Source organism: Aureimonas pseudogalii, from assembly GCF_014196835.1.
Lineage (GTDB): Bacteria > Pseudomonadota > Alphaproteobacteria > Rhizobiales > Rhizobiaceae > Aureimonas > Aureimonas pseudogalii.
Genome location: NZ_JACIEK010000007.1, coordinates 92,606 through 113,365, shown reverse-complemented (window position 1 = coordinate 113,365; position 20,760 = coordinate 92,606). Strand labels below are relative to the sequence as shown.

Here is a 20,760-nt window from a genome sequence, read left to right as displayed (position 1 = left end):
CCTGTCGGCGGCCGCGTCAGTCGGCGCGGCGCGGCGAGGCGGCAGCGAGGATGCGCACGGTCTCCACCGCCTCCGCAGCGCCGGTGCGTGGGCTCTCGCGCGTCTCGATGCAGTGGAGGAAGTGGCGAAGCTCGCGGTCGAGCGGCAGGCCCGGCTCGGTCTCCAGATATTCGGGATCGGCGTGGCGGAAGGTAAAGCCGGCGTCCGCCCGGCGCACCTGATGGGCGTAGAGCGCGAGCTTGCGGCCCTCCGGCGCCAGATCGTCGAAGGTGATCATGCCCTCGGTGCCGACCACCGAGAAGCGCCGGTCGCGATAGGGCGAGATGCGCGAGACGTGGATCTCTGCCGTGACGCCGCCGGGAAAGGTCATGGCGATGTCGGCGGCGTCGGTCTCGTTGCTGAGCACCGTTCGCCGCAGCGTCTCGATGCGCTCGGGCGCCGCACCGGCTACGTGCAGCACGAGCGAGAGATCGTGCGGCGCGAGATCCCAGACGACGTCCATGCCGAGAAACCGCCCGAGCCCGAGCCGCGTCGAAGCGATGTGCCGCACCTCGCCGACCGCGCCTTCGCGAACTGCGGCGTCGAGCCGCTCGAACACGGGATGGAAGCGCAGGACATGCCCGACCATCAGCAGCCGGCCGTGCTCGGCGGCGGCGCGGGCGGTCTCTTCGGCATCGGCCGGGTCGAGGCCGATCGGCTTCTCGATCAGCACGTCCTTGCCGGCGGCGAAGGCGCGTCGCGCGGTGGGCCCGTGCAGGCGCGGCGGCATCGCCAGCACGAGGCCGTCGATCGCCCGGTCGGCGAGGACGTCGTCGAGCGCACGGGCCGGCACCGCGAAGCGCTCGGCCAGCGGCGCGGCGCGCGCGGGGTCGGCGTCGCAGATCGCCGCAAGGGCGCCGATCTCGCGGAGCGTGCGCACGTGGTTCTGGCCCCACTGGCCGCAGCCCACCACCGCCAGTCGCTTCGTCATGTTCTGCCTCGCCGCCTGCCTCGCCTCGACCGCTGCCTATCGTTGGCAAGACCTTGCCGCAAGCGGCAGGCGTGGACGAACGGCGAAGTCCGGTGGCCGCTCCGCTGCGGTTGCCGGGGCCTATCGACATGCAGCTAAAGACTTAACGAATTGCGATCCCGTCGTTTCCGCGCCGAGCCCGTTGTTCTTCCAACGGATCGCCCTCGTGAGGGCAAGAGGAGAGACGATCATGAAGGCACTGACCTGGCACGGCAAAGGCGACATCCGCTGCGACACGGTTCCCGATCCCAGGATCGAGGACGACCGCGACGTCATCATCAAGGTGACGGCCTGTGCGATCTGCGGCTCCGACCTGCATCTGATGGGCGGCTTCATGCCGACCATGGAGAAGTGCGACATTCTCGGCCACGAGACGATGGGCGAGGTGATGGAAGTCGGGCGCGCCGCGACGCGGCTGAAGGTCGGCGACCGGATCGTCGTGCCCTTCACCATGTCCTGCGGCGAATGCCGGCAGTGCAAGTGGGGCAATTGGAGCTGCTGCGAGCGCACGAACCCGAACGGCAAGATGCAGGCCGAGCAGTTCGGCTATCCGCTTGCCGGCCTTTTCGGCTTCTCGCACATCACAGGTGGCTATGCCGGCGGGCAGGCCGAGTATCTGCGCGTGCCCTACGCCGATGTGGGTCCGCTCGTCGTGCCGCAGGGGATCGACGACGAGAAGGTGCTCTTCCTCTCCGACATCTTCCCGACGGCCTACATGGCGGCCGAGAACTGCGGCCTGAAGGGCGGCGAGACCGTCGCGATCTGGGGCTGCGGCCCGGTCGGCGTCCTCGCGATCAAGTCCGCCTTCATGCTCGGCGCCGAGCGCGTGATCGCGATCGACACCGTTCCCGAGCGCCTGGCGCTGGCCCGGCAGGCGGGCGCCGAGACGATCGACTTCGGCGACGAGACCGTCCAGGACCGGCTGATGGAGATGACGGGCGGGCAGGGCCCCGACGCGGTGATCGAGGCCGTCGGCATGGAGGCGCACGGCGCCGACACGGTGGCGCAGAAGGTGTCGTCGGCGATCATGGCGGCGACCGTCTCGATGGAGCGCCCCTTCGCTCTCAACCAAGCGATCCTCGCCTGCCGCCCCGGCGGCACCGTCTCGATGCCGGGCGTCTATGCCGGACCCGCCGGGCCGGTGATGCTCGGCGTCCTCATGAACAAGGGCCTGACGCTGAAGACCGGACAGACCCACATGCTGCGCTACATGAAGCCGTTGCTCGAGCGCATCGAGAAGGGCGAGATCGATCCGTCCTTCATCATCAGCCACCGCTCGACCAATCTGGAAGACGGGCCGGAGCTCTACAAGACCTTCCGCGACAAGAAGGACGCCTGCACCAAGGTGGTGTTCAAGCCGCACGGCTAAGCATGCCGCGGGCATGAATTGAAACGAGGGTCGAGCCGGAATGGAACGGAGTGCGTCCCATCCGGCTTGGCCCTTCAGGAAACCGACACGGGGAGTCCATCATGGCCAAGACCACCACCATCGGCGAGGATCCGAACCAGGCAATGCCGCAGGGCCAGCCTCTGGCCGCGGACCGGATCGTCTCGGAAGACGACGCAGGCTCCGCCGCGATGGCCGACGAGGCCGCCGCCGAACGCGGCGAGGGATCGCTCGTGGCGGCCAACCCATCGCCCGAAGCGGCACCGGCCGGCGCCCATCCATCCGCCGGCGACGCCGCCGAGGCGGACACGACGCCCGACGAGGACCCGTCCGCCCAGCGCCAGGGCCATGTCGAGGCCGGCATGCGCTCCTGAGATGACGGGCCGGCACGCGATCACGATCGTGCCGGCCGCACTCGCCAAGTCCAGTTCGATATTGATCGTCAGGGAGAAGAATGGTGGCGGTGGGTGGACTTGAACCACCGACCTTCGGGTTATGAATCCGACGCTCTAACCAGCTGAGCTACACTGCCATGCCAACCATGGGGCCTTGGGCCCCCGAGCCGTTCGAAGCCTTGCGGCGGGCGAACGGCCATCCATCCCGCCGGCCTCTGGACAGCGGAACTGGCGCGGATATACGGATCGGCGCACGGGCCTGTCAAGCCGTTTCCGGCCGGGCGCAACCCACTGGTCGGACAGACCGCGTTGCGGGGAAGGGGTGTCGTGACCGCTGAGACTGCCGCTGCCGGGGACGGCGATCGCCTGCCGAACACCGTCTTCGCGCTCGACGCGGTGACGCTGGCGCGCCGGCTGATCGGCTCGACGCTCACCGTCGATGGCGTCGGCGGACGAATCGTCGAGACCGAGGCCTACCGGCGCGACGACGCGGCCTCGCATTCGTTTCGCGGCGAGACGCTCCGCAACCGCGCGATGTTCGGGCCGGTCGGCCATGCCTATGTCTACCGGTCCTATGGCATCCATTGGTGCCTCAATTTCGTGTGCGATGGCGCCGAGCCCGGCAGCGCCGTGCTGATCCGGGCGCTGGAGCCGCTCTTCGGGCTGGATCGCATGGTGGAGCGACGAGGCTTGGCCGACCCCCGCCGGCTCTGCGCCGGGCCGGGCCGACTCGCGCAGGCGCTCGGCCTCGATCGCTCGCATGACGGGCTCGACCTGTCGCAGCCGCCCTTTCGTCTGACGGAGGGCGACGAAGTACCGGTGCCGATCCTCGTCGGTGCGCGAATCGGCATCAGCAAGGCGGCGGAGCAACCCTGGCGGTTCGGCCTCGCGGGGTCGCGCCATCTCAGCCGCCCCTTCGCCAAAGGGGAGATCGCATCGTCAGGGACGGAAACCGTTTGAAGCGGGCAGGCGGGGCGTTGTAACGCCTTACGGGCGACGGGCTGGTGCCAGTCTCCGTCGCCGGCGGCCGATGCGGGCGTCCGGCTCGAACTCCCAACCCTTGCGATCCCCCATCATGTCGTCCGCGTCCCGCACTTCTCCCGTTCGTTCCGGCAACGCGCTCGTCGGTGTCGGCTTCATGCTCGTCGGCGTGTTCCTGTTCTCGGTCAACGACGCGATGGGCAAGTGGCTGGTGGATCGCTACGCCGTGGGGCAGGTGCTGCTGGTGCGCTCGATCGCGGCGCTTCTCGTGCTCGCGCCCTTCGTCTGGCGAGATGGCTGGGCGCGGATCGCCCGGCCGCGCAACCGGCGCCTGCATGCGCTCCGGGCGTTCGGATCGACGCTGGAGGTCGCGCTCTTCTATTGGGCGCTCAGCCATCTCTCGCTCGCTAGCGTGATGACCTTCTATCTGGCCGGACCGATCTACGTCACTGCGCTTTCGGCGCTCGTCCTGAAGGAGCAGGTCGGCTGGATCCGGTGGACGGCGGTGCTCGTCGGCTTCGGCGGCGTGCTCGTGGCGCTCGGGCCCGACCTCATGAGCGCGGGATGGCCGGTGCTCATCGCGGTCGCGGGATCGATGGCCTATGCCGTGATGATGATCACCACGCGTTTTCTCGCGGCCGACGGCGAGACGACGCTGATCGTCTGGCAGACGGGCGCGGCGCTCCTCGCCGGCCTCGTGCTCAGCCCGCTGCAATGGGTAACGCCGCCGGCCTTCGACCTCGCCTTCCTGCTGCTCCTCGGCATCCTGTCGATGGGCGGCCATGTCTGCGTCAACCGCTCGCTCTTGATCGCGCCGGCCTCCGTCGTGGTGCCCTATCAGTACACGCTCATCGTCTGGGCCATCGTCTTCGGCGTCTTCCTCTTCGGCGAGACGCCGAGCGTACCGCTGCTCGTGGGCGCGGCGATCATCACGGGGTCGGGCGTCTTCATCTTCCTGCGCGAGCAGCGGTTGAAGGTGCAGACGACGGCACGCGGCGCCGCCGCGACGGGGGCAGCCCCCGACGGCGTGCAGACGATCGATCGCGGGAGCGCGCCCGGGGCTTGAGCCGGCCGCTCTGCGGCTGGCGAGGGGCGGCGGGGAATGCGACAGTCGCGGCCGGGGAACCGGTCCGGCCTGCGGATCGGGCGTTGGGAGGCGCGGGACATGCTGGATGCCACGGACCTTCGGATCCTCAGGGCCCTGCAGGATCTGCCCGAGGCCTCGATCGAGGAGGTCGGCCGGGCGGCGGGCATCAGCCACACGCCGTGCTGGCGGCGCATCCGGCGCATGCAGGAGGAGGGCGTGATCCGCGGTCGCGCCTACCAGTTCGACCCCAAGGCGATCGGTCTCGGCATTACCGTCATCACCATGACCAAGCTCGACCGCCACGACGAGGCGGCGCTCGGGGCCTTCGAGCGCGAGGCCGGCAAGCTCGCCGAGATCGTCGAATGCTATCTCGTGACCGGCGCCTACGACTACGCGCTGAAGATCGTGACGCGCGACATGGAGGCCTTCGAGACCTTCCTCAAGACGCGCCTGTCGAACCTGCCCCATGTCGGCGACATGCACTCCACCGTGGTGATGCGCCGGGTGAAGGACGACGGCCGCCTGCCGATCTGAGCGCAGCGCAAGATGGAGCGCTCGTCTCTTCGGCGACGCCGCAAACGAAACGAGCCTCCGCATATTCTGCTGTTTCGAGGATGCCCATCCTCCTATCGGCGTCGTCTCGGCCACCTTGAGGGAGGCTGCTCCCCATCGCCGGGTCTAGCTTGAAAGGGTTGCAAGAGCGGAGCCCACCCGCCGCAGCGGAGATCCACGGGAGGAACGGCGATGGCCTATCACGGCGAGCTCGAGCGCAAGTACCGCGCCGAGACCGGGCGCGTGTTCATGAGCGGCATCCAGGCGCTCGTGCGCCTGCCGATCGTCCAGATGCGCCGCGACCGGGCCGCGGGGCTGAACACCGGCGCCTTCATCTCCGGTTATCGCGGCTCGCCGCTCGGCGGTTACGACCAGCAGCTGATGAAGGAGAAGGCGATTCTCGACGCCGAGGGCGTGGTCTTCCAGCCCGGCGTCAACGAGGATCTCGCGGCCACCGCCGTCTGGGGCTCGCAGCAGCTCCACCTCTCGCCGGGCGCCCGAAAAGACGGCGTCGTCGGCCTCTGGTACGGCAAGGGGCCGGGCGTCGATCGCTCCGGCGATGTGTTCAAGCACGGCAATGCGGCGGGCTCGGCGGCGCTGGGCGGCGTCCTCTGCATCGCCGGCGACGACCATGGCGCCAAGTCCTCCACCGTGCCACACCAGTCCGACCACGCCTTCGGCGCGGCGCTCATGCCGGTGCTCTACCCCTCGTCGGTCCACGAGTTCGTGGAGATGGGGCTGCTTGGCATCGCCATGTCGCGCTATTCCGGCTGCTGGGTCGGCATGAAGGTGATCGCCGACACGGTGGAGACCACCGCTTCGGTGGATCTGGCGGGCGAGCGGCGCGAGATCCTGCTGCCCGGCGACTTCGACATGCCCGAGGGCGGGCTGAACCTGCGCTGGCCCGACGACCGCTGGTCGCAGGACGCGCGCATGCAGAGCCTCAAGCCCTATGCCGCCATCGCGTTCGCCCGCGCCAACGGCATCGACCGCGTGACGCTCGACAGCCCCGAAGCCCGCCTCGGCATCATCGCCTCCGGTAAGGCCTACGAGGACGTGCGCCAGGCGTTCCGGGAGCTCGGCATCGACGAGGACGGGGCGCATGCGATCGGCCTCCGGCTCTACAAGGTGGGCATGCCCTGGCCGCTGGAGCCCGAGGGCGTGCGGCGCTTCTCGGTGGGACTGGACGAGATCCTCGTGGTGGAGGAGCGCCGCGAGATCATCGAGAACCAGATCAAGCAGCAGCTGTTCAACTGGCGGGCGGACGTGCGGCCGCGCATCGTCGGCAAGTTCGACCACGAGGATCATCCCGTCCTGTCGCTGCACGAGGAACTGAGCGTCGGCGTCGCCGCGAAGGTCATCGGGGAGCGCATCCTGCGTCTGCCTCGTCTGGACGACGGGCTCCGCCGACACATCGAGGAGCGCCTCGCGTTCTTCGCGCGGCGGCGCGAGGAGAGCCGGGTTCTGGTGCCGCCGGTGAACCGCACGCCCTTCTTCTGCTCGGGCTGCCCGCACAATTCTTCCACCGTGGTGCCCGAGGGCAGCCGCGGCATGGCCGGCATCGGCTGCCACTACATGGTGACGTGGATGGACCGCTCGACGCGGCTCTTCAGCCATATGGGCGGCGAGGGCGTCGCCTGGGTCGGCACCGCGCCCTTCACCGACGAGGCGCATGTCTTCGTCAATCTCGGCGACGGCACCTACTTCCATTCCGGCCAGCTCGCGATTCGCCAGTCGGTCGCGGCCGGCGTCAACGCCACCTACAAGATCCTTTACAACGACGCCGTGGCGATGACCGGCGGCCAGCACGTGGACGGGCAGCAGGACCCCGCCAAGATCAGTCACCAGCTTCATCGCGAGGGCGTCTCGCCCATCGTCCTCCTGTCGGAGGAGCCTGAGCGCTACCACGCCGCCGATCTCGCGCCCGGCGTCACGATCCATCACCGCGACGCGGTGGACGAGGTGATGACGGACCTGAAGACCAGGCCCGGCGTCTCCGCGATGATCTACGACCAGACCTGCGCCGCCGAGAAGCGGCGTCGGCGCAAGCGCGGGCTGATGGAGGACCCCGACCGGCGCGTCGTCATCAACCCCGCGGTCTGCGAGGGCTGCGGTGACTGCTCGGTGCAGTCCAACTGCATCTCGGTGGAGCCGCTGGAGACGGAATGGGGCCGCAAGCGGCAGATCAACCAGTCCTCCTGCAACAAGGACTTCTCCTGCGTGAAGGGCTTCTGCCCCTCCTTCGTGACCGTGGAGGGCGGCCGCCCCCGCAAGCGCGCGGCGCTGGCGCGGCCCGATCTCGCCCATCTGCCGGAGCCCGCGATCCCCGCCGAGATCGAGCGGCCCTACAACATCGCGATCGCCGGCGTCGGCGGAACCGGCGTGCTGACGATCGGCGCGCTGATCGGCATGGCCGCCCATCTCGACGGGCGCGGCGCGCTGATCCTCGACATGGCGGGCCTTGCGCAGAAGGGCGGCGCGGTGCTCAGCCACGTGCGCCTCGGCGCGCGACCGGAGGACGTGACCTCGGCGCGGATCGCCGCGGGCGGCGCCGATCTCCTGATCGCCGCCGACGACGTGGTGGCGGCCTCGAAGGACGCCGCCGCGCTCGTCTCGAACGAGCGCACGCGCGCCGTCGTCAACACGCATCTGACGCCGGTGGCCGAGTTCGTGCGCAATCCCGACTTCGACTTCCGCCGCACGCTGGTCGGCTCGGCGCTGCGCCGCAGCGTCCGCGACGAAAGCGACTTCGTCAACATGACCGCCATCGCCGAGGCGCTGACGGGCGACGCCATCGCCACCAACGTGATGCTGCTGGGCTTTGCCTGGCAGCGCAGCCTCGTGCCGCTGCGGCTCGCCTCGATCCGCGAGGCCATCGCGCTGAACGGCGTCGCGGTGGCGGAGAACGAGACCGCTTTCGACTGGGGGCGCCTCGCCGCCGAGGACCCGGACGCGGTGGCGCGGGCGGTCCATGACGACGCCCCGGCGCGCAGGACTCTCGCCGACATGGGGCTGGACGAGTTGATCGAGCACCGCGCCGCGTTCCTCGCAGCCTATGGCGACGCCCGCCTGCGGAACCGCTATCTCGCGCTGGTGGCGCGCGTGCGCATGGCCACCGGCGATCTCGCGCTGACGCGCGCGGCCGCCGAGAGCTACGCCAGGCTGCTGGCGATCAAGGACGAGTACGAGGTGGCGCGGCTCTACACGGACGGGCGCTTCGCGGCGATGCTGGAGGCCGAGTTCGAGGGGGTGAAGGGCCTGCGCTTCCATCTGGCGCCGCCGCTCCTTGCCGGCGGCCTGGATGGCAAGGGCCGGCCGAAGAAACGCGTCTTCGGTGGCTGGATGCTGCGGGTCTTCGGATGGCTGAAGCACGGCAAGGTGCTACGCGGAACGCCCTTCGACCCGTTCGGCCACACGGTTGAGCGGCGCGCGGAACGGGCCGACGTCGCGGCGTTCGAGGGCGACGTGGAGCGGGTGCTGGCCGGCTGGAGGCGGGGCGACCGCGAGGCCGCGATCGAGCTGCTGCGGCTGCCCCTCTCGGTGCGCGGCTTCGGGCCGGTGAAGGCGGAGAACCGCGAGAAGGCAAGGGGCGCGACCGCCGATCTCTGGCGCCGCTTCGAGGCGGGCGACGTGCCTGCCAAGAGGGTCGCGCCGCTCCCGGCGGCGGCGGAATAGGGCTGCGAAGGCGGACCGGGAAGGCCGGTCCGCCTTCGCGATCGAACCCCGGCTGCAGGACAGGATGCCGGGGCCCGAACGGGTCGATCCCCATTGGGGATCGGGCGCCGCGACCCGGGCAAGGCCGCGGCGCTCGCATCAGTTGAAGCGGTAGGAGGCCTTGGCCCAGACCGTGTGGAAGTCGAAATCCTCGTCCGGCCGTGTCGTCAGCGTCGCGCCGTTGGTGAGCGGGATGACCTGCTCGGCGTCCGACGATCCGAGGTTCGTGTAGAGATACTCGACGCCGAGGAGGACATTGTCGGTGAGGGCGTAGTCGGTGCCCGCGCCCACGGCGTAGCCGACGCGCGTCTCCTCGTCCTGCAGACTTGAGCCTAAGACGGAATTGACGAAGCTCGTCTCGATCTTTCCGAAGGCGACGCCGCCCGTGCCGTAGACGAGGAACCGGTCGAGCCCGACGCCGGCCTTGAGACGAACGGTGGCGAGAGTGTCGAGCTCCTGCGTCACGCCGATCGTCCGGATGCCGTCTGTGATGCCCGCGCCCCGCGTGATGTCGACATAGGAGAGATCGCCGACGACGCCGAGCACGAACGTGTTTCCGGCGAGCGGCGTGAAGGCGTAGTTGTAGCCGACATGCGCGCCGCCGGCGAAGCTGTCGTCGTCCTGCGAGTAGGCGCGGGTGCCCGCGCCGAAATCATAGGCGTAGGTGGCGTCCGGCGTGCCCGGCGTTCCCGGCACCGCGGGCGTGCCGGGCGTTCCCGGCGTCGCGGGGATCTCCGGCGTGCCGGGCGTGGCAGGAACGGCAGGGGTGCCGGGTGTCGCGGGTACGGCCGGCGTGCCCGGCGTCGCCGCGGCGACGAGCACCTGGAACTCGCCGGCGACGCCGACCGCCCCGGCATTGCCGGCGCTCGCATAGGCGGCGGACAACTGCTCCAGCGTCAGGAGGCCGGTGCTGCCGTCGGGATACTGAACCGCGCAGGCACCGGCGCCCGCCGCGCCCGCGCCGGCGGCGGCGCAGGAATATTCGAGCGTGCCGAACACGGCGGGCGTGCCGGGGGTGCCCGGCGATCCCGGCGTGCCGGGAACCGCAGGCGATCCGGGATTGCCGGGAGTGGCGGGAACGGCAGGCGTGCCCGGCGTGCCGGGAACGGCAGGCCGGCCGGGCGTCGCGGCGATGCCGGGAATGAAGACGAAGGACGAGGGGATGTTGCTCGATCCGTCGTTGAACGATCCGCCCGCCTGCGCGCCGACATAGGCGCCGGTCCAGGAGAAGACGGGCACGAGGGCGACGGGCGGCTCGGGCGGGGGATCGTCGACGATGTCGGCGGCGAGCGCGGAGCCGGCGATGGTGGAGGCGGCGAGGGCGAGGAAGAGTTTGGTCACGACATCAGCTCCGAGCGGTCTCGTTCGTGTCCGACAGCGTGGAGACGCGCCGGCTGTTGTGGGTGGGGTCCCGCCGCGCCAAGCCAATGCCGCGACCGGGACGACCGGCGGCGATGGGGCGAGTAGAGGGCGGAGAGGGGGCAGGCGGGGACGGAGCGGAGCGAGCCGCCCCATCCCTCGCGGTCCTTGTGCCTTACTGGCCGGTGACCTGGTTGGTGACGGCGTTCGTGGCGGCCTGCGCGGCGTTGAAGGCAGCGCCGCTGTAGCCCATCGAGATCGTGCCGGTGTTGACGGCGCCGAGGACCGTGGTCGAGATGCCCGCGAGATCCATGTTGTTGGCGATGCCGGTGACAGCGCCGTTGATGGCGCCGACGTTGAAGGCGCGGTTGTTGGCGTACACGTCCTGCAGCGGGCCGTTGTAGAGGGTCTCCACCGAGTTGGTGACGGTGGCGGTCGGGCCGGTCACCGCGGCGACGAGTTCCTGCGAGGCCGCGGCCGAGGAGGCAGTGTTCGACGTTCTCGCCGCCGCTTCCGAGGCCGCCGTCACGCTGGTGAAGGTGCTGCCGGTGGCGATGGTGGTCTGGTTCGTCGCGCGCACGGCGGTGGCGGAGCCGACGGACGCGATGTCGCCGGTGTTGACCGCGCCGAGAACCGTGGTCGAGATCTCGTCCGAGCTGGCGATCCCGCCGATCGTGCGGACCGTCTGGTCGATCTGGCCGAGGTTCACTGCCAGATCGACTTCGCCGGCGCCGGCGATGGCGGCCGTCGGCGGGATGACCGTCAGACCGGCGCCGAGCGCCGCCTGAACGTTGAGGTCCACCGTCGGCAGGTCGATGTTGGTGATCGACTCGGCGCCGGCCTGGCCCAGCGTCACCGCGCCGTTGATGGCGCCGATGTTGACGGCCTCGTTGACCCAGTTGCCGTTGCCGAACTGCGACTGCAGCGTGAGCAGGTTGGCGCCGAGCGTGTCCTGCAGGGCGGGAAGCGCCTGCGCCTGCGCGCCGCCGACCGAGGCGAGACCCATGACCAGCGCCGACGCGCCGATTGCGAAGAGAGTTTTCATTCGTTAGCTCCAGCTTTGTTTCCCGAGACGTGCCGGCTCCCTGTCGGCGATCTCGATGGTTGGACAGGTCGTTCGAGAGAGCCCTGTCGGTCGGCGGAGCGGTTCCAGCGCTCCGCCGAATTCGTCATTGGGTCAGGATGGCCTGAGCCTTCGCCTGCTCCGTGGTCTCGGTTTCCGCCTTGCCGCCGCCGCTTCCCGGGAAGCTGCCGCTGGCGCCGGAATAGGGTTTCTCCGCTCGCGCCGCGGCGGGCGCCGCACTCGGCATCGAGGCGGGGCCGGCGGGCGTGCGCGATCCCGGCGGGATCGGCGCGGCGACGCCGGGCGGCGGGGCGCCGACGGCCTTGGCCGCGGCCTTCGCCTTGGCGAGCGCTGCCACCGCCTCGGCGGTACGGGTGTGGTCGACATAGCCATGGCCGCGATCGACGAAGGTGCGGCAGTCTGCGAAATTGTTGGCGGCCATGACCTGCGTCAGCAGTTCGAAGGTCGCGAGATTGAGCATCTGGCGCAGCGCGAAATGGATCGCCTCGCGCTCCCGCCCGCCAAAATCGATGTTGGTCAGCTGGTCGCCGATGAAGCGTCCGACGCCGATCCCCGCTTCCGAGGCGAAGATCTGCTTCTGCAACGGCACGTTGGCGACGATCAGCCCAGAATTGGCGTCGGTCATCGCGAGATCGAGCCCGACGAGAATGCGGTTCTGCCGGTATTTCGCCCCGACGCCGGCCACCTCCACCTCGGCGCCGCTGCCGGGGATGAAGTCGAGCGAGTTGATCGAGCCGGTAATGTAGAAGTTCGAGGGGATCTGACGCGTCGTGTCGCGGATCCGCCATTCGGCCTCGGTGGTCATCACGCGCGGGTCGCGCCGGTTGACCACGGTCGCCCCGGCCTTGAACAGCGCCGACTGGATCATGTCGCCGGCGCCCTGCGTCACGAACTTGCCGACGCCGCCGTCGGTGAAGCTCTCCTTGCCGGTCTGGTCGAGCACCGCGCCCACCGAGAAGACGAGCTTGCGCACGATGCGCCCGTTGAGGCAGGTGAGCGCCTTGTCGAACGGGGTCACGATGTCGCTGATCGGCGGCCCCTGGACCAGCTTGGCGTTGCTCGTCGATCCCGCGACGCCGGGCGCCCCGGCGCAGGCCGAGAGGCCGGCGAGCGCGGCGAAGAGGGAGACGAGACGGGGCGCAAGGGATCGCATTGCACGCCTCAGTTGCAGGTCGGCAGCGCGGCGGAGGCCGGGGAGGAGTCGATGGACACATGCCCGTCCTGGCAGCCGCGCGACGTCGCCTCGTTGCTCGTCGCCACGTTGATGTTGCCACGGCCGGAAATGTCGATGTTGTTCGTGGAGTTGTTCACCGCGCCGATGGCAGTGGTCTGCTGCTCGATGTCGTTGACGGTCTTGTTCGTCTGCGTGCCGATCTCGTCGCCGTAGTGGATGATGTTGTTGGAGGTGATCTGCGTCTTGCCCAGCGACTCGTAGTAGCCCTCCTCGTTCTTGCGCAGCACGTCGGTCTGCAGCAGTCGGAGGTTCTTGTCGGCGGTCGAAGAAAACCCGTAGTTTCCGTTCCAGTCGGAGGCTGGGCTGACGGTGTTCTGCGCCAGGGACGGCACCGACGCGCCGAGCATCGATGCGATCGACAGCAAAACCGTCCCCGTCCGTCGCACTCTGCCCATGTCGGCTCTCCCGGTTCCCTCGACGTCACGCCAGTTCGCGTCGCGAAACCTTCGCGGCGAGACGGCATGCTTCTAGGATGGATGATCTGCCGCTGCGGCAGGTTGCTGGAGGTGACAGGGCCATATTTCTCATCGCTCCTGCAACTAAAAATTGCATCTTTTGCGGGAACCAAATGCAACTGTGGCGAGCAGGTTACAGCGCTCCAGACGTCGGCCTCCTTGCGAGGCGAGGGCCGGTCTTCGCACCGATCTATCCCCGCATCTCCAGGCGCATCCTAGACTGCGGCCTCGTCCAACCGGAGTTCCCGCATGAATGCGTCCTCGCGTCTCGCTCTTCCCTATCTCCTGCCACAGCAGGCCCTGAAGCATCTGACCCACAACGAGGCGTTGCGCCGTCTCGACGTGCTCGTGCAGACCCGCGTGGTCTCGGCGACGACGGTGCAGGAACCGGTCTCCGCCGCGGAGGGCGATCTCTACATTCTGCCGGCCGGGCGCGCGGGGCCGCGCTGGAGCGCGATGGAGGAGGGAGCGCTCGCGCTCTTCGAGAACGGTGCCTTCGTCGAGGTCGAGCCGGTGGAGGGCCAGATCGTCCATGTCGGCGACCGCGGCGGCCTTGTCGTGCGCCACGAGGGGCACTGGTCGGCCGCGCCGCTGACGCGAGGGCTCGGCCGGCTCGGCATCAATGCCGACGCCAGCGACGGCAACCGCCTGACGGTCGCCGCCGACGCCGAGCTTCTGACGTACGATGCGCGCACGCCCGGCAGCGGCGACGCCCGCAAGGTCATCAACAAGGCGGCAACGTCGCGCACCGCCTCGGTGGTCTTCCAGACCGGCTTTTCGGGCCGCGCCGAGTTCGGGCTGGTGGGCAGCGACGACCTGGCGCTGCGCGTCTCGGCTGACGGCGCGGCCTTTCGCGACGCGCTGCGGGTGGAGGCCGCCACGGGGCATGTGGCGCTCGGCGGCGGCGGCACGCCGGTCTGCGCGCTGGACGTGGCGGGAACGCTGCGGCTGCGCGCCTTCGCCAAGGCCGACCTGCCGCCGGCAGGCACCGGTGCGGGGCAGATCGCCTTCGTGTCGGACGATGCGGGCGGCGCGGTGGTCGCCTTCTCGGACGGGGTGCTTTGGCGCCGGCTGACCGACCGCGCGCCTGTTGTCTGAAGCTTGTCCGGCCGAGTCACGTCGTCGTCAGCCTGGCTCCCGTTTTGTCGTGCGACAGGTTAGGAGCAGGCGAGCGGCAGAATCAGGAGCGCGCGATGTCGATCTGGGCGATCGGTCTGATGACCGGAACGGTGCTCGACGGAAACGTCGACATCGCGATGGTGCGAACGGATGGCGAGAGCATCGAGGAGATGGGGCCGGCGATGCTGGCGCCCTATCCGCGCGACCTGCGCCCGCTCCTGAAAGAGACGCTCGCGGCGGCGGCCAGCTGGGCCTTCGAGGGGCCCGAGCCGGCAATCTTCGCCGAGGCCGAGCGGGCCTTGACGATCGCCCAGTCCGACGCGGTCGCCTCGTTTCTCGAGGACGAGGGACTTCCGGCCGAAGACATCGGCGTCATCGGCTTTCACGGGCAGACCGTGCTGCACCGGGCCCGCACGCCCGAGCGGCCGGGCGCGACGCGCCAGCTCGGCGACGGCGCCCTGATGAGCGAGCGGCTCGGCATTCCCGTCGCCTTCGACTTCCGCTCGCGCGACGTGGCGGCGGGCGGGCAGGGCGCCCCGCTCGCCCCGCTCTATCACCGCGCGCTGCTGCGAAGGCTGGGCGCGGGCGAGAACACCGCCTTCCTCAATCTCGGCGGCGTCGCCAACGTCACCTGGGTCACCGCCGACGGCACGATGCAGGCCTTCGACACCGGCCCCGCCAACGCCCCGCTCAACGACTGGATGGGCCAGAAGGCCAAGGCCGAGATGGACCGCGACGGCGTGGCGGCCGCCAAGGGCCATGTCGACGAGGCGCGGCTGGCGACGCTGCTCGAGCATCCCTATTGCGGTCGTCCCTATCCGAAATCGCTCGACCGCAACGACTTCACCGCCCGCATGGCGGACGGCCTTTCGACCGAGGACGGCGCGGCGCTCCTCACGGCCTTCACCGCCGGCTCGGTGGGGCGGGCGCTCGATCTCCTGCCCAAGCGACCGACACGGCTGATCGTTTCGGGCGGCGGGCGGCGCAATCCCGTGCTGATGCGCGAGATCGCGGCGCGCGCCGGCGTCGAGGTGGTGGATGCCGACGCCTGCGGCCTGCATGGCGACGCGGTGGAGGCGGAATGCTTCGCCTTCCTCGCCGTTCGCGTGCTGGAGGGCCTGCCGATCAGCTATCCCACCACGACCGGCGTTCCCGCGCCGATGACGGGCGGGCGCGTGGCGCTGCCGCCAGCCCCTCGCGCGAGATGAAGTCGCGGACGATGACAATTCCCGCCCGCGGCGTTTGATTGCAGCCATGTCGCCCTAGCTGCGTTTCCAACTTGGAAACGTTTTAAGGAGCGGCACGAGATGCAACTCACGATCAATGGGATGTCGCACACGCTGGAGGTCGATCCGCGCACGACGCTTCTCGACGTGCTGCGCGACCATCTGGCGCTCACGGGATCGAAGAAGGGCTGCGACCACGGCCAGTGCGGCGCCTGCACGATCCTGGTCAACGGCCGGCGCATCAATTCCTGCCTGACGCTCGCCGTGATGCACGAGGGCGACGAGATCGTCACGATCGAGGGCCTCGGCGTGCCCGAGAACCTGCACCCGATGCAGGAGAGCTTCCTCCACCATGACGGCTACCAGTGCGGCTACTGCACGCCCGGCCAGATCATGTCGGCCGTCGGCATGCTCGGCGAGGCTCGCGACAACTGGCCGAGCAACGTGACGGCCGACCTCGAAGGCCGCACCGACCTGACCGACGCCGAGATCTCCGAGCGCATGAGCGGCAATCTCTGCCGCTGCTCGGCCTATCCCAACATCGTCGATGCGATCCGCACCGTGAAGGACAAGGCCGCGGCATGAAACAGTTCGAATATTCCCGCGCCACCAGCGCCGGTGAGGCGGCGGCCATCGCCGCCGGCGCCGCCACCAAGTTCATCGCCGGGGGCACCAACCTCCTCGACCTGATGAAGCTGCAGATCGAGACCCCGTCGAAGCTCGTCGACATCACCCGGCTGCCGCTGAACACGATCGAGGCCGAGGGTGAGGGCCTGCGCATCGGCGCGCTCGTGACCAACAGCGATCTGGCCGCCGACGAGCGCATCCGACGCGACTACGCGGTGCTGTCGCGCGCATTGCTGGCGGGCGCCTCGGGGCAGCTGCGCAACAAGGCGACCACCGGCGGCAATCTCCTGCAGCGCACGCGCTGCGGCTATTTCTACGAGACCAACGCCCGCTGCAACAAGCGCGAGCCCGGCACCGGCTGCGACGCGATGGACGGCTTCAACCGCATCCTCGCCATCCTCGGCACGTCCGACCAGTGCATCGCGACGCACCCCTCCGACATGGCGGTGGCGATGCGCGTGCTCGACGCCGAAGTGGAAACGGTGAAAGCGGACGGCTCGACCCGTCGCATCCCGGTCGCCGAGCTTCATCGCATGCCCGGCGCGACGCCCGAGCGCGAGACCAACCTCGAGGCCGGCGAACTCATCACCGCCATCGTGCTGCCCAAGCCCTTGGGTGGCACGCATCTCTACCGCAAGGTGCGCGATCGCGCGTCCTACGCCTTCGCGCTCGTCTCGGTGGCGGCCGTCGCTCGGATGGAAGGCGGCATCATCGCCGATATCCGCCTGGGCTTCGGCGGCATCGGCACCGTACCCTGGCGCGACGGGGCGGTGGAAGCCGCCCTGAAATGGCGGGCGCCCGGCGAGGCCCTGTTTGCCAAGGCCGCCGACATTCTGCTCACTGAGGCCAAGGGGCACGGTGACAACGACTTCAAGATCGAGCTGATGCGCCGGGTTCTGCCGGCCGTCCTCGACGAAGCGACACGCGGAGACGCATGATGGATACGCACAGCATCAAGATGGACGAGCCGATCGGCGAGACGCGTCTCGACCGCGGCGTGCAGAACGTCATCGGCAAGGGCATCGACCGGCTGGAAGGCCCGCTGAAGGTCTCGGGCAAGGCGCCCTACGCCTACGAGCACCAGCATGCCAGCAAGGTCGCATACGGCTATCTCGTCACGTCGAGCGTCGGGTCGGCCGACATCGTGTCAATCGACACCGACGCGGCGATGGCGATGCCGGGCGTCCTGCATGTCGTGATCGACAAGCACGGGGTTCGCGCCTCCGCCGATCCGAGCGACGCCAAGCCCGCGGCGATCGGGGGCAAGGTGACGCATTTCGGCCAGCCAATCTGCCTCGTCGTCGCCGAGAGCTTCGAGATCGCGCGCGACGCCTCGCGGCTCGTCCACGTCGAGTACAAGGAGACGGCGGGCAAGTACGATCTCCACGCCGAGAAGGGCAACGCGTTCGACCCCGGCGAGCAGACCATGCCCTCGATGACCGAGAAGGGCGACTTCGACACCGCCTTCGGCGCGGCCGAGGTGACGTTCGACGCGACCTACACGACGCCGAGCCACAGCCATTCGGCGATGGAGCCGCACACGTCCGTGGCGGTCTGGGACGGCGACGACCTGACGCTCTACGGCTCCTACCAGCTCGTCTGCACCAATGTCGGCCAGCTCGCGGCCGCGCTCGGCATCAACAAGAAGCACGTGCGCATCGTCAGCCCCTATGTGGGCGGCGGCTTCGGCGGCAAGCTCGGCATCTCGCCGGAGGCCGTGTTCGCGGCACTGGCGGCCAAGGAGATCGACCGGCCGGTGAAGCTCGCTCTGACCCGCCAGCAGGTCTATCAGGTCACGAGCCGCCGGCCCGACACGATCCAGCGGGTGCGCATCGGCACCACGAAGGAAGGCGTGATCACCGCGATCGGCCACGACACCACCACCGGCAACACGCCGGGCGACGACGGGTTCGAGCCCGCCGGCATCTCCACCGTCTTCCTCTATGGCGGCGACAATCGGCAGGTCCGGCACTGGAAGGCGGACGTCAACATTCTGCTCGGCGCCTCGATGCGCGCGCCCGGCGAAGCCGTCGGCATGCTCGCCACCGAGAACGCGATGGACGAGATGGCCGAGAAGCTCGGCCTCGATCCCATTCAGTTCCGCAAGCTGAACGAGCCGGCCGTCGATCCGCAGGAGGGTCTGCCTTGGTCCTCGCGCATGCTGGTCGAATGCATGGACGAGGGGGCCAAGCGCTTCGGTTGGGAGAAGCGTGCGTTGCGGCCGGGCACGCGCCGCGAAGGCGAATGGCTGATCGGTACCGGCATGGCCGCGGCCTCGCGCAAGAACATGCTGCAGCAATCCTCGGCGCGCGTGACGCTGGCCACCGACGGGTCGGCGCTCATCGAGACCGACATGACCGACATCGGCACGGGCACCTACACGATCCTGCGCCAGATCGCGGCGGAGATGCTGGGTCTCGATCCCGACAAGGTGGCGGTGAAGCTCGGCGACAGCGAGCTGCCGCAGTCGCCGGGATCGGGCGGCTCGTGGGGCGCCAACTCGGCGGGCTCGTCGGTCTACGCGGCCTGCGAAGGGATCATCGAGGCGCTGGCGAAGAAGCTGGACGTCGCGCCCTACGACCTGACGCTGAAGGACGGCACGGCGATTGCCGGCAACCGGCAGACGTCCTTCGCGCAGGTTCTGGCCGGCGAGGACCTCGTCGTCACCGGCCAGTTCGCGCCCGGAAAGCAGTACAAGGCGACCCATCAGGCGAGCTACGGCGCGCATTTCTGCGAAGTGGCCGTCAACGCCTTCACCGGCGAGACGCGGGTTCGCCGCCTGCTGACGGTGGCCGCCGCCGGCCGCATCCTCAACGAGAAGACCGCGACCTCGCAGTGCTACGGCGGGCAGATCTTCGGCATCGGCTCGGCGCTGCACGAGGAACTGGTGATCGACACGCGCACCGGCCTTCTGGTGAACCATGATCTCGCGGAATACCACGTGCCGGTGAATGCCGACGTGCCGCAGCTCGAAGTGGTGCTCCTGCCCGAGCGCGACCACGCGGCGAGCCCGCTGGCGGCCAAGGGCATCGGCGAGCTCGCGCTGTCGGGCGTCGGCGCGGCGGTGACGAACGCGATCTACAACGCCTGCGGCGTGCGGGTGCGCGACTATCCGATGACGCTCGACAAGGTGATCGCCGGCATGCCGCGCCCGAGCTTCCGCGAGGCGGCGGAGTAGGCACTACCGACGAAACGGATGCGGCGGCTTCCCTTCTTCCCGCCGGGGGAGAAGGTCGCAGCTTCGATGGCGGCGGATCGCCGGTTTGGTTGATGGACGCGGCGCGGGAGGCCTCTCCCGCGCCGCTTTCGTTTGCCCGTCAGGCGGCCTTGCCGAGGTCGCCGTGGGGGTCGAGCACGTATTTCGTCGCCGCACCCTTGTCGAAGCTCTCGTAGCCCTTCGCGGCGTCTTCCAGCGAGATGATCTCGGCGTTGACGATGTCGGCGATGGGCAGGCGGTCGTGCAGGATCGCGGTCATCAGCTGGCGATTGTAGCGAAGCACCGGGGTCTGGCCGGTGTGGAAGGACTGCGCCTTGGCCCAGCCGAGGCCGAAGCGCAGCGACAGGTTGCCCTGCTTGGCGGCGGTCTCCGAGGCGCCGGGATCCTCCGTCACGTAGAGGCCGGGAATGCCGATCGAGCCGGCGGCGCGGGTGATCTCCATCATCTGGTTGAGCACAACCGCCGGCTGCTCCTTGCCGCTATGGCCGACCGCCTCGAAGCCGACGGCGTCGATCGCCGCGTCCACCTCGGGCACGCCGACGATCTCGGCCACCATCTCGCCGAGCCGGTCGCTCTGCGAAAGGTCCACCGGCTCGAAGCCGACCTTTTTGGCGTGGGCCAGCCTCTCCTTGTTGAAGTCGCCGATCATCACCACCGCCGCGCCAAGAATGCGGGCGGAGGCGGCGGCGGCCAAGCCGACCGGTCCGGCCCCCGCGACATAGACGGTGGAGCCGACGCCGACGCCGGCCTTCACCGCGCCGTGGAAGCCGGTCGGCAGGATGTCGGAGAGCATGGTAAGATCGCGGATCTTCGCCATCGCCCGATCCTTGTCGGGGAAGCGCAGAAGGTTGAAGTCGGCATAGGGCACCATGACGTATTTGGCCTGCCCGCCGATCCAGCCGCCCATGTCGACATAGCCGAAGGCACCGCCGGCGCGTGCGGGATTGACCGTGAGGCAGACGCCGGTGTCGAGCGTGCGGCAGGTGCGGCAGCGCCCGCAGGCGACGTTGAACGGCACCGAGACGAGGTCGCCGACATTGAGCATCTCGACGTCGGCGCCCTTCTCGATGACCTCGCCGGTGATCTCGTGGCCGAGCACGAGGCCCTGCGGCGCCGTGGTGCGGCCGCGCACCATGTGCTGGTCGGAGCCGCAGATGTTGGTGGAGACGACGCGCAGGATCACCGCGTGCTCGATCTTGCGCCCGTCCGGCGCCGAAAATTTCGGATCGTCGATGGACTGGACCTCGACCTTGCCGGGTCCGAGATAGACGACGCCTCTGTTGCCGCTCATGCGCTGGCCTCCCATCCTGCTTG

17 protein-coding genes and 1 tRNA gene are annotated in these 20,760 nt (G+C 69.3%); 11 read left to right on the top strand and 7 right to left on the bottom strand.

Going from position 1 to position 20,760, the window contains the following annotated elements; genetic code table 11:
- Positions 1-16: 16 nt before the first annotated feature.
- The gene (locus GGR04_RS13870; protein WP_183200506.1) at positions 17-970 is read right to left on the bottom strand and encodes a Gfo/Idh/MocA family protein; all 954 of its coding nucleotides are present in this window, start codon (positions 968-970) and stop codon (positions 17-19) included.
- A gap of 229 nt (positions 971-1,199) precedes the next feature.
- On the opposite strand from GGR04_RS13870, the gene GGR04_RS13865 reads away from it, so the two are divergent.
- Both GGR04_RS13865 and GGR04_RS13860 read left to right on the top strand, forming a co-directional pair.
- Positions 1,200-2,378, top strand: a complete 1,179-nt coding sequence (locus GGR04_RS13865) for a zinc-dependent alcohol dehydrogenase (protein WP_183200505.1) — start codon at positions 1,200-1,202, stop codon at positions 2,376-2,378.
- Positions 2,379-2,479: 101 nt separating this feature from the next.
- Positions 2,480-2,770, top strand: coding sequence for a hypothetical protein (locus tag GGR04_RS13860; RefSeq protein WP_183200504.1), 291 nt, complete (start codon positions 2,480-2,482; stop codon positions 2,768-2,770).
- Between the two features lie 81 nt (positions 2,771-2,851).
- On the opposite strand, the gene GGR04_RS13855 is transcribed toward GGR04_RS13860, so the two are convergent.
- A tRNA-Met gene (locus tag GGR04_RS13855) sits at positions 2,852-2,928 on the bottom strand.
- Positions 2,929-3,118: 190 nt separating this feature from the next.
- Here GGR04_RS13855 and GGR04_RS13850 point away from each other — a divergent pair.
- From GGR04_RS13850 to GGR04_RS13835, 4 genes are all read left to right on the top strand, one after another.
- On the top strand, positions 3,119-3,751 hold the full coding sequence (locus GGR04_RS13850) for a DNA-3-methyladenine glycosylase (protein WP_312857458.1): 633 nt from the start codon (positions 3,119-3,121) through the stop codon (positions 3,749-3,751).
- A gap of 115 nt (positions 3,752-3,866) precedes the next feature.
- Positions 3,867-4,838 (top strand): DMT family transporter, encoded by a 972-nt coding sequence (locus tag GGR04_RS13845; RefSeq protein WP_183200503.1) that lies wholly within the window; start codon positions 3,867-3,869, stop codon positions 4,836-4,838.
- A gap of 99 nt (positions 4,839-4,937) precedes the next feature.
- Positions 4,938-5,393 (top strand): Lrp/AsnC family transcriptional regulator, encoded by a 456-nt coding sequence (locus GGR04_RS13840; RefSeq protein WP_183200502.1) that lies wholly within the window; start codon positions 4,938-4,940, stop codon positions 5,391-5,393.
- Positions 5,394-5,603: 210 nt separating this feature from the next.
- Entirely contained in the window at positions 5,604-9,086 is a 3,483-nt protein-coding gene (locus GGR04_RS13835; RefSeq protein WP_183200501.1) for an indolepyruvate ferredoxin oxidoreductase family protein, read from the top strand.
- Positions 9,087-9,224: 138 nt separating this feature from the next.
- Here GGR04_RS13835 and GGR04_RS23975 read toward each other — a convergent pair whose 3' ends face one another.
- From GGR04_RS23975 to GGR04_RS13805, 4 genes are all read right to left on the bottom strand, one after another.
- Entirely contained in the window at positions 9,225-10,466 is a 1,242-nt protein-coding gene (locus GGR04_RS23975; RefSeq protein WP_312857457.1) for an outer membrane protein, read from the bottom strand.
- A gap of 193 nt (positions 10,467-10,659) precedes the next feature.
- Positions 10,660-11,529, bottom strand: coding sequence for a hypothetical protein (locus tag GGR04_RS13815; RefSeq protein ID WP_183200495.1), 870 nt, complete (start codon positions 11,527-11,529; stop codon positions 10,660-10,662).
- A 124-nt stretch (positions 11,530-11,653) separates the two neighbouring features.
- Positions 11,654-12,721, bottom strand: coding sequence for a CsgG/HfaB family protein (locus GGR04_RS13810; protein WP_210291792.1), 1,068 nt, complete (start codon positions 12,719-12,721; stop codon positions 11,654-11,656).
- An 8-nt stretch (positions 12,722-12,729) separates the two neighbouring features.
- The gene (locus GGR04_RS13805; RefSeq protein ID WP_210291791.1) at positions 12,730-13,167 is read right to left on the bottom strand and encodes a hypothetical protein; all 438 of its coding nucleotides are present in this window, start codon (positions 13,165-13,167) and stop codon (positions 12,730-12,732) included.
- A gap of 339 nt (positions 13,168-13,506) precedes the next feature.
- On the opposite strand from GGR04_RS13805, the gene GGR04_RS13800 reads away from it, so the two are divergent.
- The 5 genes from GGR04_RS13800 to GGR04_RS13780 all read left to right on the top strand — a co-directional run bounded on the left by GGR04_RS13800 (position 13,507) and on the right by GGR04_RS13780 (position 19,407).
- Entirely contained in the window at positions 13,507-14,355 is an 849-nt protein-coding gene (locus GGR04_RS13800) for a DUF2793 domain-containing protein (protein WP_183200491.1), read from the top strand.
- A 95-nt stretch (positions 14,356-14,450) separates the two neighbouring features.
- The gene (locus GGR04_RS13795) at positions 14,451-15,584 is read left to right on the top strand and encodes an anhydro-N-acetylmuramic acid kinase (protein WP_183200489.1); all 1,134 of its coding nucleotides are present in this window, start codon (positions 14,451-14,453) and stop codon (positions 15,582-15,584) included.
- 99 nt (positions 15,585-15,683) lie between these two features.
- Positions 15,684-16,187: a 2Fe-2S iron-sulfur cluster-binding protein gene (locus tag GGR04_RS13790; protein WP_183200486.1), complete on the top strand. Its 504-nt coding sequence runs from the start codon at positions 15,684-15,686 to the stop codon at positions 16,185-16,187.
- A complete protein-coding gene (locus tag GGR04_RS13785) occupies positions 16,184-17,167 on the top strand; it encodes an FAD binding domain-containing protein (protein WP_183200485.1) in 984 nt (327 codons plus the stop codon). The genes GGR04_RS13790 and GGR04_RS13785 overlap by 4 nt, the downstream gene beginning before the upstream one ends.
- Complete coding sequence (locus GGR04_RS13780) at positions 17,167-19,407, top strand: xanthine dehydrogenase family protein molybdopterin-binding subunit (RefSeq protein ID WP_312857456.1); 2,241 nt, start codon at positions 17,167-17,169, stop codon at positions 19,405-19,407. The genes GGR04_RS13785 and GGR04_RS13780 overlap by 1 nt, the downstream gene beginning before the upstream one ends.
- Before the next feature lie 139 nt (positions 19,408-19,546).
- Here the strand turns inward: GGR04_RS13780 and fdhA are convergent, their stop codons facing one another.
- Positions 19,547-20,737, bottom strand: coding sequence for a formaldehyde dehydrogenase, glutathione-independent (gene fdhA / locus GGR04_RS13775; RefSeq protein ID WP_183200481.1), 1,191 nt, complete (start codon positions 20,735-20,737; stop codon positions 19,547-19,549).
- Positions 20,738-20,760 lie beyond the last annotated feature (23 nt).

Excerpts from the sequence above, each read along its gene's own strand:
- GGR04_RS13870 (WP_183200506.1), bottom strand. The coding sequence starts at position 970 with ATGACGAAGCGACTGGCGGTGGTGGGCTGCGGCCAGTGGGGCCAGAAC.
- GGR04_RS13865 (WP_183200505.1), top strand. The coding sequence starts at position 1,200 with ATGAAGGCACTGACCTGGCACGGCAAAGGCGACATCCGCTGCGACACG.
- GGR04_RS13860 (WP_183200504.1), top strand. The coding sequence starts at position 2,480 with ATGGCCAAGACCACCACCATCGGCGAGGATCCGAACCAGGCAATGCCG.
- GGR04_RS13845 (WP_183200503.1), top strand. The coding sequence starts at position 3,867 with ATGTCGTCCGCGTCCCGCACTTCTCCCGTTCGTTCCGGCAACGCGCTC.
- GGR04_RS13840 (WP_183200502.1), top strand. The coding sequence starts at position 4,938 with ATGCTGGATGCCACGGACCTTCGGATCCTCAGGGCCCTGCAGGATCTG.
- GGR04_RS13835 (WP_183200501.1), top strand. The coding sequence starts at position 5,604 with ATGGCCTATCACGGCGAGCTCGAGCGCAAGTACCGCGCCGAGACCGGG.
- GGR04_RS13815 (WP_183200495.1), bottom strand. The coding sequence starts at position 11,529 with ATGAAAACTCTCTTCGCAATCGGCGCGTCGGCGCTGGTCATGGGTCTC.
- GGR04_RS13810 (WP_210291792.1), bottom strand. The coding sequence starts at position 12,721 with ATGCGATCCCTTGCGCCCCGTCTCGTCTCCCTCTTCGCCGCGCTCGCC.
- GGR04_RS13800 (WP_183200491.1), top strand. The coding sequence starts at position 13,507 with ATGAATGCGTCCTCGCGTCTCGCTCTTCCCTATCTCCTGCCACAGCAG.
- GGR04_RS13795 (WP_183200489.1), top strand. The coding sequence starts at position 14,451 with ATGTCGATCTGGGCGATCGGTCTGATGACCGGAACGGTGCTCGACGGA.
- GGR04_RS13790 (WP_183200486.1), top strand. The coding sequence starts at position 15,684 with ATGCAACTCACGATCAATGGGATGTCGCACACGCTGGAGGTCGATCCG.
- GGR04_RS13785 (WP_183200485.1), top strand. The coding sequence starts at position 16,184 with ATGAAACAGTTCGAATATTCCCGCGCCACCAGCGCCGGTGAGGCGGCG.
- GGR04_RS13780 (WP_312857456.1), top strand. The coding sequence starts at position 17,167 with ATGGATACGCACAGCATCAAGATGGACGAGCCGATCGGCGAGACGCGT.
- fdhA (WP_183200481.1), bottom strand. The coding sequence starts at position 20,737 with ATGAGCGGCAACAGAGGCGTCGTCTATCTCGGACCCGGCAAGGTCGAG.